The organism is Paenibacillus sp. MT86, from assembly GCF_058792535.1.
The window spans coordinates 3,468,699-3,483,827 of record NZ_CM179499.1; the positions used below are offsets into that span (position 1 = coordinate 3,468,699).

The 15,129-nt window shown below is 45.8% G+C and carries 11 protein-coding genes; 1 reads left to right on the forward strand and 10 read right to left on the reverse strand.

The annotated features are described in order from the left end of the window. Positions 1–17 precede the first annotated feature (17 nt). From AC3RCL_RS15390 to AC3RCL_RS15420, 7 genes are all read right to left on the reverse strand, one after another. Positions 18–4,346, reverse strand: a complete 4,329-nt coding sequence (locus AC3RCL_RS15390; RefSeq protein WP_492536186.1) for a discoidin domain-containing protein — start codon at positions 4,344–4,346, stop codon at positions 18–20. A gap of 484 nt (positions 4,347–4,830) precedes the next feature. Beyond that, the gene (locus tag AC3RCL_RS15395; protein ID WP_492536187.1) at positions 4,831–5,067 is read right to left on the reverse strand and encodes a hypothetical protein; all 237 of its coding nucleotides are present in this window, start codon (positions 5,065–5,067) and stop codon (positions 4,831–4,833) included. 421 nt (positions 5,068–5,488) lie between these two features. After that, positions 5,489–6,655 carry an epoxide hydrolase family protein gene (locus tag AC3RCL_RS15400; RefSeq protein ID WP_492536188.1) on the reverse strand — a complete coding sequence of 389 codons (1,167 nt, stop codon included), beginning with the start codon at positions 6,653–6,655 and terminating at the stop codon, positions 5,489–5,491. A 778-nt stretch (positions 6,656–7,433) separates the two neighbouring features. Then, complete coding sequence (locus tag AC3RCL_RS15405; protein WP_492536190.1) at positions 7,434–7,922, reverse strand: hypothetical protein; 489 nt, start codon at positions 7,920–7,922, stop codon at positions 7,434–7,436. Between the two features lie 555 nt (positions 7,923–8,477). Next, positions 8,478–9,305: a copper amine oxidase N-terminal domain-containing protein gene (locus tag AC3RCL_RS15410; RefSeq protein ID WP_492536191.1), complete on the reverse strand. Its 828-nt coding sequence runs from the start codon at positions 9,303–9,305 to the stop codon at positions 8,478–8,480. A 39-nt stretch (positions 9,306–9,344) separates the two neighbouring features. Beyond that, on the reverse strand, positions 9,345–9,785 hold the full coding sequence (locus tag AC3RCL_RS15415; RefSeq protein WP_213578667.1) for a hypothetical protein: 441 nt from the start codon (positions 9,783–9,785) through the stop codon (positions 9,345–9,347). Positions 9,786–9,814: 29 nt separating this feature from the next. Continuing rightward, positions 9,815–10,258, reverse strand: a complete 444-nt coding sequence (locus tag AC3RCL_RS15420; protein WP_213578668.1) for a MerR family transcriptional regulator — start codon at positions 10,256–10,258, stop codon at positions 9,815–9,817. 171 nt (positions 10,259–10,429) lie between these two features. Here AC3RCL_RS15420 and AC3RCL_RS15425 point away from each other — a divergent pair, with 171 nt between their 5' ends. Further along, positions 10,430–11,281 (forward strand): aldo/keto reductase, encoded by an 852-nt coding sequence (locus AC3RCL_RS15425; RefSeq protein WP_492536194.1) that lies wholly within the window; start codon positions 10,430–10,432, stop codon positions 11,279–11,281. 449 nt (positions 11,282–11,730) lie between these two features. Here AC3RCL_RS15425 and AC3RCL_RS15430 read toward each other — a convergent pair whose 3' ends face one another. The 3 genes from AC3RCL_RS15430 to AC3RCL_RS15440 all read right to left on the reverse strand — a co-directional run bounded on the left by AC3RCL_RS15430 (position 11,731) and on the right by AC3RCL_RS15440 (position 14,609). Next, entirely contained in the window at positions 11,731–12,396 is a 666-nt protein-coding gene (locus AC3RCL_RS15430; RefSeq protein WP_492536196.1) for a carboxylesterase family protein, read from the reverse strand. A gap of 144 nt (positions 12,397–12,540) precedes the next feature. Next, positions 12,541–13,296, reverse strand: coding sequence for a hypothetical protein (locus tag AC3RCL_RS15435; RefSeq protein ID WP_492536197.1), 756 nt, complete (start codon positions 13,294–13,296; stop codon positions 12,541–12,543). A 296-nt stretch (positions 13,297–13,592) separates the two neighbouring features. Then, entirely contained in the window at positions 13,593–14,609 is a 1,017-nt protein-coding gene (locus AC3RCL_RS15440) for a phosphotransferase enzyme family protein (protein WP_492536199.1), read from the reverse strand. Positions 14,610–15,129 lie beyond the last annotated feature (520 nt).

Below are 15,129 nucleotides of genomic sequence, written 5' to 3' on the forward strand. Positions count from 1 at the left end.
TCTCTTTCTATGCATAATTAGTTCTGCTCCTGTTCCTTCAACTCCCCAAGCGCATCAAGCATATTCAGAATAACGGTCACGGCTTCAGCTCTCGTCGCCGAGACGGCCGGCGCGAAACGGTTGTCCCCGCGACCGTTCATCACTCTCGCCTCCTGGGCTGCTGCCACGTACGGCTTCGCCCAAGCCGGGATTTGATCCGCGTCCGCGTAAGAGAGCCCATGCCCTTCCGCAGTCTTCAGACCCAAGCCGCGAACAATCATTGCTGCCAGTTCTGCTCGACGAATCGAAACCTTCGGTCGGAATGTTCCATCCGCATAGCCGCTGATCAGGCCGGATTCCAAGGCTTGCGCAATATAAGGCTTCGCCCAGGTTTGAATCGAACCTGCGTCCGCGAAGTCCAGCGAACTGTTCGCACCCCGCAGCTTCAACGCTTTGACCAGCATGACGACGAATTCGTCTCTGCTGACCGTCTTATTCGGCTTGAACGTCTTGTCGGTGTAGCCCGTTACGAATCCAAGCTCAACCGCCCGTTTGATGGACGCTTCTGCCCAATGGCTCGCAATATCGTTCAGCCGAACCGTTGTCGATCCGCCGGACTCCCCGCCATTGCCGTTGCCGTTCTCATTGCCGCTGCCGTTCTCATTGCCATTGCCTGGATCTTCACCTCCCGGATTCGAACCGCCGTTTTGGCCTTCTTCCGGATCAGGAGTTACTGGAGTCGGAACCCATCCTCCGCCGCCGGAGCCAGGCAGCGCTTTGATTTTGATCTTGAACGTTTTCTCCGCGGATGCAGCTCCCTTGCTGATCGTCGCGGTCAGCACGACCTCCATGTCGCCCGACCCGCTTGACGGACGTTTCAACAACTGTCCATTCGCATTCAGGTAGTCGGGTTTTGAGCTGTTCCAGACGATGCGCGTACCGAGCTGCCCTTTCTGCGGCAGGTAAAGGTTGGATGCGATACTTCCGTTCACATTAAGCTCGATCAGGTCCATTACGTCTTCGATCGTGAGACGATCGCGAGCAACGCTTAGCTCGGCATACGCCTGCTCGGCCTGAGGACGAGACAGTTGGGCGGATTGAATAGCCGCAGTCGCTTGGCCAATCGCTTGCTGAAGCTGTGCCCAGCCCTCAGGAGAGTAATTGTCCTCCACAAGCTTGTCGGCCTCGATTGCCGTCAACAGGTCGATAATCGGCCGTAGATTGCCGAGTTTATATTCCTCGCCGTACACTTCAAATTCCTCAAAGGAATAGCCGAACATAGTAGCTCTGGACACCCCTTCGAACTTCACGTATCTGGCTTGCGTGCTCTGGAAGGTAGTCACGACACGTCCCGGCTTTCCGTTAATCTCCCCGTTGTTGTCTTTCACAACGTTCGTCCAGTTCTCCTTGTCCTCGGACACGAGAATGCGGTACTTCGAACCATATGCCGTTTGCCACAAAATAGATACAGCATCTATGTTCTTCACTTCACCTAGATCCACCATGAACCAGGTATCGTCCACCCAATCGCTGGACCATCTGGTATCCCCTCTGCCGTCCACCGCTTTATCCGCCGTGTAGGACGAAGATTCCGGCTGCGATGATTCAGCTTGCTTATGCAAAGCCAGATTTCCATGCAGGTCCAAGTAGGTGTTCCTTACGATGAGTTCGTCAATCAAGCCTTGAAAGGCATTCGTCTCGCTGCCGATTTTGGCTACCGGCAGAACGAATGTTTCCAGCTTGGAGCCGTCTTTGAGAGTAGCCGTATATTCACTGCCGTTAATGAAGATGGAGGTCCCCGTGTCGTCGCCGATCATACTGACGTGGGTCCAGCGATCGGTCGGCAGCTTATAATTGAATTCGCTGACGTAATTTTCTTTTGTGATGGCGATTTTGCCGCTGCCCCCAATGTTGTATTTCAGCTGTCCGTCCGGAGATTCCAGCAGCACAACTCCTTGCGGGTTGTCAGCGTCCGGTTTGATCCACATGGACATCGTCCAGCCGAAACCAAGCGTGCGAAGCGGCGTTTCCACGTAGCTGGCCCCGCCGTTTAGCCTCACGGCTTGACCGAAGATTCCCTTCTCTGTTCCAGCATTCACCGCGTTGCCGTCAAAGCCGTTCCCCGAACGGTCCGCGAAGCCTTCGTCGAAGGTATAATCCAGCACGAGATGCCGCTCATTGTCGATTTGAAGCTTGTGTGACTGATGAACACCCGGCGGGTCCACGTACTTTGCGGCATCCGCCTGGAAGCTTGCGAAGTTCCGATCGATTCGGTTGCCTCTCCACAGCTTTTCCGCCAGCACTTGCATGGAAGGCAAGATCCGCTGATGCGAGTCCGCCATGGATACGCCTTTCTCTACGGACACATCGTTCCAGAGCGCGAACATGCCGCCTTTGACCTGCGGATGCGCATAAGGAAGCTTCGTCTCCAGCCAATCGTTGGGCTCCCACTCGTTGTAAATAAAATCGTAATTCAAATAACTGCGGTACAGCTGCGGAACGATGTAGAGCAAATTCGTATTGGTATTGATAATATCGTAGCCGAGCTCCACGGCCTGCTGAGCGCTTCCGTACGGTTCATACCAGATGTCCATCGTCGCATTGTTGCTGACCGGCGTCGTGCCGTCGTATGCGGACAGACTGCCCCATAGACGGGCGCGTTTGCCTTTGCTGTTAATGTGGTTAAGGAGCATATCCGCGTACCTGCGGAACGCCTCCTTGTCGTCGCCGAAATATTCATCCGTGCCGACGTGCACATCCGGGCCGACGAAGGTCGGATTGCTGCCGTCGAGATACTCGTCAAACAGCGCTTTAATGAAGTCGAGCGTCTCTGGACGATGGATATCCAGTTGATTGTTGCTGCCCAATCGAGAATCGTAGGCGATGAACGCGCCGGAGTGGCCCGGCGTATCAATTTCCGGCACGACGTTTACGCCGTATTCCATCCCAAGCAGCTGCAGGTCTCTGAATTGCTGCTTCGTATAATAGCCGTCCTTGCTCGTCACTCCCGGAAATTTCTCGCTCTCCAGACGGAAGTAACCGACATCGCCGACATCATCGTTCAGGTGAATCTGGAACCGGTTCATCTTATAGTAGGACATCAGCTTGACATAGTCCTGCAAAAACTCGATCGTATAAAACTTGCGGCCCACATCGAGCATAAAGCCCCGATCTGGGTATTTCGGATAATCGCGCGATTGCCCCTTAGGCATCGCTTTATGATCGGCAGCGTGGCCGAGCAGCTGCAAGATCGTTCTCGTGCCGAACATGACACCCGTCTGCTCGGACGCAGCAACAGAAGCATATTCGCCGATATTCAGCTCATATCCCTCTTTCCCCAATCCCGTATGGGCGGCATCCAGCATCAAATAGATATCTCCCTCTTGAGGAGAACCAACCTCAACGGTCAGTGACAACTTCGATAAATCCAATAAGTCCTGCTGCAAAATGTCAGCCGTCCCCCGCAGAGCCGCCTCATCATCTGCGCGAATGACGATTTTGGATTTGTCCGACAAGCGGAACTCGCCGGTTGCGCCCAGCCACTCACGCAAAGAAGGAATGACGCGCGGCTCCGGGTTCCGATCGCTCGTCTGCTCGTAGAGACCGGGTACGGTGACTAGCGCATTATCCGTTAAAAGATAAGTCGGATCGCTGTCGCTCTGGATTTGCAGCAGCAGCTGAACCTGAGTATCGACAAGCGGCGCATGAATATTGCCCTGCACGTCGATCACCGGCAAGCTGTCCGTGTTCACCAGCGTCAGCGTATAACCTTCCGGTACAGCGGGCAGATTCAGCAGGGTATCCCCTTCCGAGACGACGATGCTGTTTTTCACCGCGTCCATAATTGGCTGCAGTTGAGGTCTGCCTTTGTATACCTCGAATTCCCAGAAGGAGTATCCGTAATAAACGCCTTCAATAGGACGTCGCGTCTCCCCTTGAAACTTGACGTATTGCGCCACAGTCGGCTCGAAATCGATCGTATCTTCACCCGGCCCGGACGCGACGAGCACGCGGTTGTCCGCGAATACGTTCCGCCAGGATACCGCATCGTCGGATACGAGAATCTGATATTGCTCCGCCGGAGTCTGCCAGTTGATGATTACTCTTCCGATTTCTACAGGCACACCCAGATCAACGTAAAACCACTGATCGTCCGTTCTTTCCGAAGACCAGCGGCTTGCATGTTCGGTGCCCCCATCGACCGCTTTCTCAGGTCCGAGAAAATCCACTTCGTTCGACGACGAATAAGCCGTCTTCCCTAGAGCCATATTCCCTGTTGCGGCATTGGACCTCTCCGAAAGGGTGGTCACCATTATGAAAGCGGTAACAAATATAACTAAAAAAATAACCCTCTGCCGTAAACCCACGAATATCCCTCCCTTTGTCATTTGCACGAATTACCACAAGCAACCCGCATGACCTTCCATGCTATTTGCTGCGGCAACTTCATTATAAGTAGAGGGCAATGAAGCATCGATATACATGTGTTTACATTCCATATACAAATGTGGACATTTGGCCTTCTACGGTTAATCAAGGCTATGGGTGCCAGCAATTGGCTTTTCTTCATGTTATCGAATATCGAATCCTTCTATAGGTTCGGTCAGTTTGAAATATTTCTTTATATAATTCGGGTTATCAGAAGCGTTTTGATGGTTGGGACTAAGTTCGTCCCCAATAGTTATCCAGCAGCCCGTCGGACGACATAATAAGTCGGATTAGAATGGTGTCTCATGGCATATAAACGGCTTGATATGCACTTCAAATAGCTTTTTCTCCAAAATCAATTAACGGATTGTAATGTCAGATGCGACAACTCCTCTGAAAAGGATTCGTGTTCCTCTTCAACTTTTACGATCTCCAATAATGCCTTGCTGCGACCAAAATGGTTTCATCCGAAACATTTTCTTTATGCATCGCTACGCCTGCGAAATAGCGCGGTCTGCTTAACGCAACATAAGCCAGTTTTAATGTATCTTTCACAAGCGATTCTTCATTCAATTCAGATTGGTGAGTAATCCTGCCCGTTACCTTAATGAAATTGAATGGAAATATAGTTAGACGCTTATCTAATTGTAATCGGCTCATGTTCTTATCCTTTACGGAAATCGGTACAAGCTCTTGTCTTCGAATTGGGACAAGAACTTGTACCGATAAAACAAAAAAGCCGCTAAATTAGCGACTCTCAAATAGGGCTTTGTTCTTGTCCTCGGACATATGGTAAACCTTTTTCCCCATATGCCCCGCCGGGAGATTTGCACTAACGGTACCTTGTTCCGAACCACTCCCGCTACAGCCTCCGGGCTCCAGCAAGGGACGTAATTGTAATGCTTTACGGGAAAGAGTCTAGGTACAGGGTCTGACGCGCTATGCGTACTAGCGAGCGATTCAAGTCGGGGTTACTATAAATTTTACTGGGTTATTGATCGATACTGCTTCTTGGATTTGCTCTTTGTTCAGCTTACTCACGTGTTATAGCTCCTATCTTCTATAACCATATTAAATAGTGTCAACGGAATCTCCGAAAAAAAGACTGAATGTCAGGGATTAGAAGATCCGGTGCATCCATTGCGGCAAAGTGGGTTCCGCGCTCAAATTCTGACCATTGCACAATATTCGTGTTGTCACGTTCAGCAAAGCGTCTTATAGATTTGAAATCATTTCCGAACACGGCCACTGCTGTCGGTGTCGTATTCGGTCCCTGCGGCTCCTGACTGTGGCTGTGCGCGTTCTCATAATACAAGCGAGAAGATGATTCCGCCGTATTGGTCAACCAATACAAGGTGACGTTCGTCAGAAATGCGTCCCGGTCGATAAAATCCACATGGTCACCAAAGCCACAAAATAAATCGGCAATCCAAGCAAGCTGACCTGACGGCGAGTCTGTTAGCCCATAGGAGAGTGTTTGCGGGCGTGTGGATTGAATCGAATTAAAGCCTGCCCGTTCATGGAAATTGGCAAGGAATTGAAGTTTTCGCTGATCTTCTTCCGTTAAGTCAGCCATCTCTGCCGGATCTCCGGAAGGGAACGAAAACAGCTGCAGTACATGAATGCCGCGAAGACCCTCCGGCTTCTGAATGCCGAGTTCTCTGGATACAAGTGCACCGCAATCGCTGCCGTGGGTACCGTATTCCTTATATCCCAAACGCTTCATTAAGACATCCCATGCTTTTGAAATACGAGCGATATCCCATCCCGATTCAAGAATTGGCCCTGAAAACCCAAATCCAGGAACGGAAGGAATGACTAGGTGAAACGCTTGAGCCGGATCACCACCGTGATTGCGCGGATCGCTGAGCGGACCGATGAGTTCCAAGAACTCGACAATCGAGCTAGGCCATGCATGGGTAAGCAGTAGTGGAAATGCGTCTGGTTCTGGCGAACGAACATGTAAAAAATGAATGTTGGCACCATCGATATTCGTAGTGAATTGAGGATACTCATTCAGGCGAGCTTCGAATTTACGCCAATCGTATTCTTTCTCCCAATAGAGTGCTAATTCTTTCACATAATCCAGCGATACCCCATATTTCCAGCCCGCTTCACCTAACTTTTCCGGCCAACGAGTCCGAGATAAACGATACCGAAGGTCTTCTAGATCGTCTTGCGCTACGGAGATACGGAACGGCTGAATTTCTGTGCTTTCCTCGGAAATAATAGGGCTTGTATTTGTCATGTGAACTTCCTCCTTTAAATGTTTGTTTTGCTGATATACTCATAATAATCCATGAACTCTGACTACATTATGTCAGGGTTCATGGGTTAATAACCCTTTTACATAGCGAATTCAATTCAATTACATCTGCTCCTCATGCTAACACGTTAAACTATGGGGCACGTATGGGCATTAAATCATATACACCACATATTGGAAATATCCTGCCCGAGAAAAAGCAGCCGACCCAAAAGCCGACTGCCTCTTTATGTCTTCAATGAGCTAACGTTTCCCGTTATACAGCGCTATCCATTTATTTGAATACTATAGAAAATCGTGGATCAACGAAAATCCATTGATGATCCGCATCCGACTATCTTTCAGAACATCGCGAGTCCAATTATCCGGCTGACGCAAATCCCAGCTCCGGTACATATCAACGAATACAATTATTTCGCGAATCTTAAAGAAGAGTGACAATTGATCCTTTTACTTTTCAAAAAAACTTATCAGATTTAAGCAAGAGGTTCCATCTGAAAAAGACACGGTAGGACCTGCATCTAAAGTGCCTAAGTGCCAGACATACCACGTTCACGCGTTGAACCCCCTTGCAATTAATTAGTTTGTTCACCATTAACATTCAATATCATGATATACACTCAAAGATATTTCAATCTAAATTACGAGACAAAACATATTTCAAACCAAAAAAAATCCGCGTAAAACGCGGACTTAAATGGATATGTATGTTCTTTCCTCTTACATGAATACTATGCAAGTGGCAATATAAACTTTTCTATCAATTATTGAGCCCGCTATCGTCCTTAGTCGTACGATTGTAGACGACGGTTTCTTTGGTGCCGTCCGCGTATTCCAGGTCAACTTCGTCGATACGGATTGAATCCAAAGCACCTTGATACGTGAAGAGCTCAAACACACCGAGTTCTAACCCCGGTATGACCGGACCGACATATTGAAGATTGAAAGAGTTCTTTCCGGAGTACTCGTCATACGAAGGGTCTCCTACGGGATTAAATGTGCTGACCTTCACGGTATAGTAGTTGATCGTTTTGCCGGTCAAATTATCGACGAGCCACGTCAGCGTGATACCGTTCGCTGAATTGACACTGTATCTGAACTCTCTTGGGTCGCTGAAACGATTCTCCGCTGTCACTCGGGTAGCTTCGGGTTCGTCGTTGGCCGTTTCGTTACCTCCTTGATTCTGAGCCGTGGAAATCGTTGCGCCTTTTTCGCCATCTCCGTTGGAAGGTTCGTTTTCGGCATCCACTGTTTGCCCAGCTTTAACTATAGTTGGTTCACTCCGACTATAACCCAAGTCTTCCGAGAAATACACACCGCAGCTGAACGCGATGATAATAGATATTAGAAAAGATAAAAAGATATTCAATTTTTTAGCCATGCTGATGTCCTCGCCTTTTCCGTTATTTGTTTTATAATAACAGATCTAGGTCCAATAGAACAGACAGAAAGTAGTAATATCGAACTATGTTTATATAGTAAGACCTATCTCACAACTTGATAACATAAATAGAAAAAGCCGCTTATTCAGCGGCTGCTTATGTTACTATGTTTTGTCACCCGACAGTAGCCAAGATCTTCCTCCAGGAACATCGCAACAGCCTAGCGCTTGATTTCGATATCATATGTTTTTCGTAATTCGCCTATGAAAAAAATCTCCTCCAAGAAGACTTTTATGCGCATTTTACACACTGTCTACTTAAAGGGGATCATATCAAAATTGCGGCTTCTTTAGTTTACATGGATAATGACTAAGCCAGATCCTCTCTATTCATTGAGCTGGGCATGAGTTGATTAGATATCACTACTGAAGATCGGGTTCCAGGCTCATATTAGGGATCTGTCTCAAATGATCGCTTACCTTGTCCACCTTCCATGCTCCATTAGCATAAATAATGTGAGCTTCCCGATCAAAAACATAATGCAGCTCGCCCGTTAATATATTTCCTGGAATGTAGGATTGAATAAGGATCGCGCTAGTATTGCTTGCATAGTTTACCGTTGCCGTATTCATATCAAAATTCATTTCTTTAAAGTGAAGTCCTTCCTGCTCTATGATTTGCTTAATTAGACGATCCGTAAAACAAGGTTTGAAGTAAGTGCGAACCTGTTTCACTTTCGATAGATCAGATGCCTCGTTCAATTTCTCCGATAACCGCGCAATACGAGTATCACTTAGTCGTTGGTTGGTAGGTACTTGATACTTCGGCTTCATCAACTTAACGACGACTTGCTTGCCATCAAGGATAACGGTGGCTTCTTTGGTTTTCTGATCCCACTTTACATCTGCTCCCATGGTTTGGCTAACGAACCTTAAAGGTACATAAGTTGTGTTTTGGATGAGCTCAACCGGAGCATCAAAATCAACGCGGTCCTGGTTTACTAAGGCCCTTTTGAATTGAACCGCAAGTGTGATTACAGTTTCGCCTTTGGTCAATTGAGCCGTTTTTTGAAATTGGTTCCATTTCACATCGATACCCATGTTCTGAGATACTGCCCGTATAGGGATCAACACTCGATTGTTCTTTAGAATACCATGCTCGATTACTTCATTGCCTGATGCTTGTGTTGGAATGACGTTCGCAAGAAAAAAAATCATGAACGTCGATATGCTAATCAATATCTTTTTCAAATGCGCTCCCCCTCAAATCAGCCCTAATTTCTTCCAGTCCTATTTATTTAGACGTCCTATTCCATGAAAAAGTTGCCCAAAATGAACGGAATACCTATTTCCGCTTCTCCCTTTCGAGATAGAGATTCCGTCTTGTGTTAGAGCAATGCCAAGTTTACGCAATGCTTCTTCCGGAGAATGGACAGCTTTGCTGCTTGCCGTCTCCCCGCATACCGCCGACAGAAGCAGATGGCTTCCCGGCTCAAGGTCTGCCTGCAGAGTCGGCAAAACTGTTCGGGGATAAAGTACATTTGTTTTGGCATTCGGATATACCAGCTCTACCCTCTCGTACCCTTTCAAGCCATAAATGCCGCTTCGGCCAAGCGCATGGTCGACCGACAATCCCAGGCTGCCTGTTCTCTCGATGTGTTGATCTTGTCCCGTTTCCTTATAATTTTCCGCCATCACCAGATTCGGATAGGCATAACCGAGGGTAAGCACGCCGGTCCTGTCAAAAAGGTATCTCACGCCTAACGAGCAGAGCGCGAGTAAAACACGTCCCCGTGCATATGCTGAATTCTGCCCCAGTGGGCGGGATTCATCGTGTCTGGTGAGCGGTTCTCCAGAATGGCCTGGTACAGTGCCGTCTTCTCTTCCAAATGGTCAACGTGCTGTTTGGCTTCTTCGAGCTTAGCGAGCGCAGCTTCTTTATGCTCCATCATGAGTCTGTAGCGTTGTGGAATGGTAGAATCCCCCTCGAGACATAAATCGATATACATTTTTATGACATCGATCGGCATCCCGGATTGCTTGAGGCATTTGATGCCATGCAGCCAGTTGATCGATTCTTCGTCGAATAATCGAATATTATTCTCATTGCGCTGTACGCTTGGCACTAGAGCTTTATCCGTATAAAAGCGCACGGCGTGCTCAGTGAGCCCCGTGATTTGAGCGGCTTCTTTGACCGTATACATGTGGAATCCCCCTTGAAAAAAAAGAATAAGAGCCTCTTGCCTTCGTGTAACACGAAGGCACTATGCTTATTGTAACGCAACTTTGTCGTAATCGGAATTCCCGCTTCAGTCCACGATGTTGGGGATACGCGCCGGTTGCTGTTATACATTTGATCAATAGGAGGAATCGCAATGCAAACTGTAACTTTGAACAACGGTGTGAAAATGCCAATCCTAGGCTTCGGTGTCTACCAGATTCCCGATGCTGATGAGTGCGAAAACGCGGTGTACGAAGCGCTGTCGGCCGGTTACCGCTTGATCGACACCGCCGCCGGTTATCTTAACGAGGAAGCGGTCGGACGCGCGATCAAGCGCAGCGGTGTACCGCGTGAGGAGCTGTTCATTACGACCAAGATTTGGGTTCAGGATGCCGGCTACGAGAGTGCCAAGCTTGCATTTGCAAAATCCCTGAAGAAGCTGCAGCTTGACTATCTCGATCTGTACCTGATTCACCAGCCATTTGGCGATTACTACGGCACTTGGCGTGCGATGGAAGAACTGTACCATGACGGCAAAATCAAGGCCATCGGGGTCAGCAACTTCATGCCCGATCGTCTGATGGACCTCATTGTGCATAACGAAATTGTGCCCGCCGTCAACCAGATTGAAACGCACCCGTTCTACCAGCAGACAGAGAGCGCTGCTTTCGTAAAAGAGCAGGGCGTGCAGCACCAGTCGTGGGCGCCGTTCGCTGAAGGACGAAACAATATGTTCGGCAACGAAGTGCTGACCTCGATCGCGGGAAAACACAATAAAACCGTCGCCCAGATCGTATTGCGATGGCTTGTTCAACGAGAAGTTGTTGTCATTCCAAAGTCAGTACGAAAAGAGCGAATCGTCGAAAATATCAACATTTTTGATTTTGAGTTGGACGCGGACGATATGGAACACATTTCCACCCTTGATACTCGGGAGAGTCTATTCTTATCGTACCGCGATCCGGGAGTCGCCAAGATGATGGGCAACTGGAGAGTCGAACTGTAAACCTTGGTCCGGTTTCTCCATTTAGAAAGGACAGGGCCGGAACTCCTGTCCTTTCGTGTTGTAAACTCGCTTGTCCTTTAAACTCATTCACTTATTGTCCTCGACTCGGGACAAGAACTTGTACCGATAAAACAAAAAAGCCGCTAAATTAGCAACTTTCAATGGGACCATGTTCTCCCCCGACAGGTAATAATTGAGTCGCATTTGCGACTCTTTTATTCTGTCTATAAGCCATGCACTGCTAAGGGTTCGCTCTCGATCTATCGGTTTCCGATTAACGATATATCTACGAACTTCGATCACACACTTCGTGAATCATTCCATATGTAGAGTATTCACGAAATTATTGAACTACCCTGCCCGTTAGCTTAAAAAAAAGGAACAGCTGCCAACAGGCGAACTGCTCCATGCTATTTTAAATTAACGTGTCCCGTTGGTGTAAAACAACTTCATTTCCTTACCATTAAAGAATGACCTAGAAACCAGCTGTATAATTCCGGATTATCGTATGTTTCTGTCCAAGAGTTGTGATTCGACTCAGGATAAATTGTGAAAGAGACATTTCCACCGTTTTCGCGAAGTGCGTCTACCATTTTTTTTGATTCAGCAATGGGCACTATATCATCCTTCGCGCCATGGAATGCCCAGGTGGGTGTTCCTATTAGCTCATGTACACGGTTGGGGTTACCTCCACCACATATTGGAGCGATAGCTGCGAACCTTCCTGGATATTCTGCTGCTAAGTGCCACGTCCCATAACCACCCATGCTTAGCCCCGTCAAGTATATCCGATCTGGATCTACGTTATAGTTTGCAATGATCTCATCTACTAATGCCATCAATCCGTCTTGTTCAGCATTCCAAAAAGAATCCTCCGGGCATTGAGGGGAGATCGTAATGAATGGAAAAGAAGGATCGCGTTCTGCTATCATAGGAATTCCATGTGCTTTAACCAACTCCAGATCATCTCCACGTTCACCTGCCCCGTGAAGAAATAAGATTAAAGGCCACTTAATTGAGGATTCTTTTTCATGTTGATCTGGCAAATGTAAGAGGTATTTCATCCGCACTCTTTTAATTATTTCTTTTTCAAATTTATTTGCGGTTTGACTCATCGTATCTCCCTCACTTTACTAATATCTCCCATAGGGGGTAAAAATAGAATTCCCCATATTTCCCGGAATTCCTTCAGATGCATTAAACTGCCCGTTAGTGCAATGGAGTGCAGGTGCAGCTGTCAACCGGCAACTGTTCGATGTTTAAATGAATAGACGAGAAACTAGTGAGTCAGCCTCGTGGTTATACCCTAATAAACGAAGATCATTGGCAATTCGGTCAATTAAAGTTTTATCACCAGAGCAAGTATGTTGAAGATGGCGAACGAGAGCTAACATTTCTATAGTTTCATTAGACACTGCTGGCATAAATTGTTTGGTGCCTATTGAATCTAGAGTATTTACAGTTACTTGGAATGATCTTTCTATACGAAGATTGTTTATATAGGAAAATGGCTGTTCTATAGGCAAAATGTTGAACCGATTCTTTACTTCATTTAACACCTTTCCTTTTTCGAACTTCCACCGATCATGATCAAACCATTCTGAATTACTTTCCCTACTTTGTTCTTCTTGGAGATGACTTAAGTATCGATCTTCATTTTGGAATTCGTTCCATGCTAACGATTCATTGTAAAAGTGAAGTGAAAAAAAATCATTTATATTCTTCGCAACTATACGAACACGTTCATGATCCATAGGAGACACTCTAATAACTAAAGCTTCTTCTAAATCTTTAACTATTCCAAAATCTGTTAGGAGCGCAAAGTGTACACCGTCTCCACCAGTGCTGGCAAATGGAATGCTGTCTACGGGAGTACAGAAGTAACCATCTTGACTATAATCTAATCCGAGGAAAAGTCCTGATGGGTTTTCTAGATATGCAACCTCATGTGCAAAAGAACCTTCCCATTCCACAAGTTGTTGCAGCAATTTAGGTGCCTTGAAATTGGAGTTCATATTACACCTCACAATGTAATTGATAATTAACTATTTATCAGTAAAATCTTTGTAGTACTAATATTTAGGATGAATGTTTATACATTCGCCAATTGGCCTATAATTTCTTTTTAAAAATCCGGTTTCCGAGTGTTTTGATATCAACTTGATAACATAAATATATAAAGCCGCATAATCAGAATCAGCGGCCTCTAATGTTACTATGTTTTTGTCACCCGACAACCCAGCCGGCCCCTATAAGCAGCTGTGTTGAGTCAGCCCTTCCCCCTACTTTAGTAAAATACGATGCTCTCAGATTAATGAATACTATTATAAATGCTTTTAAATTCTTGAACAAAGTCAATCGGCAGCATAGGATCATCAGAAGCGGCTACTCGTTGAAGCTCTTTTAACCTGTTCATTGATACTTCATCCAAATTTGACACATCGTTTGCTTGATGAAAATAAACATACAGCAATACATAACGAAGTTTAATAGACTCTTGTAAATATTCTATTTCTTCTTCTTGGATTGTATTTTCCTTTAGATATCCTTTTATAAAATGGCGGAAAAACAATCTATAATATTCCGTTTTATTTTCAAATTCCTTATACGGAAAAAAAAGTGCATAACACAATGTAATCCCAATATCGTTTACGAAATACGTATAACTGCAATCATCGAAATCGAACAAATAAATGTCGCCGTTATGCAGATAAAAATTACTTTGACTAAAGTCACTATGAATCAAACCGTATGTATCTTTGGACTTGGGCAGAGAAGTAAGTTTTGATAATCTTTCTTTTACAATTGAAATCATTACATCATCAGGTCGCAGGTACTTCTCGGCCTTTAATTGAACTTCTTGGTCCCAGGCTTGTCGTTTAAACGCCGGATTACTCCATTCGTAACTCTTTGTGGCATGATGGATTTTCCCTAGAAATTCGCCCCATTTTTCGTAAAGCGATTCATTCCAATCTTCATCCGACACTTCTTTTCCAAGAGCCATTTCGTATGAAGTGGCTAGGAACGAACCATTTTCTGCAGCAATTTCTTCAACCATATTACCTCTGGTCGATGGAACAGCATTTGAAACTGCCAGTCCTTTATTCGACAAAAAATTTAAAAATTCAATTTCACCCAATATATTATTTCTTGATCTTCTAATTGTATGTGAGATTTTTAATATGAAAAATGCGTTGTTTTTCTGGTATTCATAAACAAAGCTTTCATAACCCCCCAATGAACGAACAGTGTCTTTATTAATGTCATATCGCTTTATTGCTTCGGTAAGGATCTCTTCAGTGAATTGCTCTTCAATTTCTCGTATCATTTTCTATACCTTCTTTCATTCAACACATTTTCGCTTCTTTCTCACTCTTCCCTCTGTAACCGTTCATCCCGTCTAATTTGATACTGGCGTCTTCGCTAAAATGAAAAAGCACGCAAACCCTCCTCAAAACAATTTTCTTTATATTCCATACGAACATTGAATTATCCTGTCCGTTAACAAGTACTAGTACCGATAAAACAAAAAAGTCGCTAAAATAGCGACTTTATATTGGAGCATGTCTTGTCCCTCGACAGTTCTTGTCCCTAGACCTCTTGGAATCCTTTTCTACATAAAAAAGCTTAATGACAGTTTACATTTCCTCGTCACTGGTTTCAGACAACCGTAGCTTATTGTCCTTTTACCTATTAGACACTTACTGATATAATTGACCCAACCCTCTGAAGAATCAACAATCCATTATCAATACTCTCAATGAAGTACTTCTTATCATCTAATACAACAACATCACTTTCCTTCAACTTGACTTCGCTTTTAAAATAAATGAAGTTATCTGATCCAG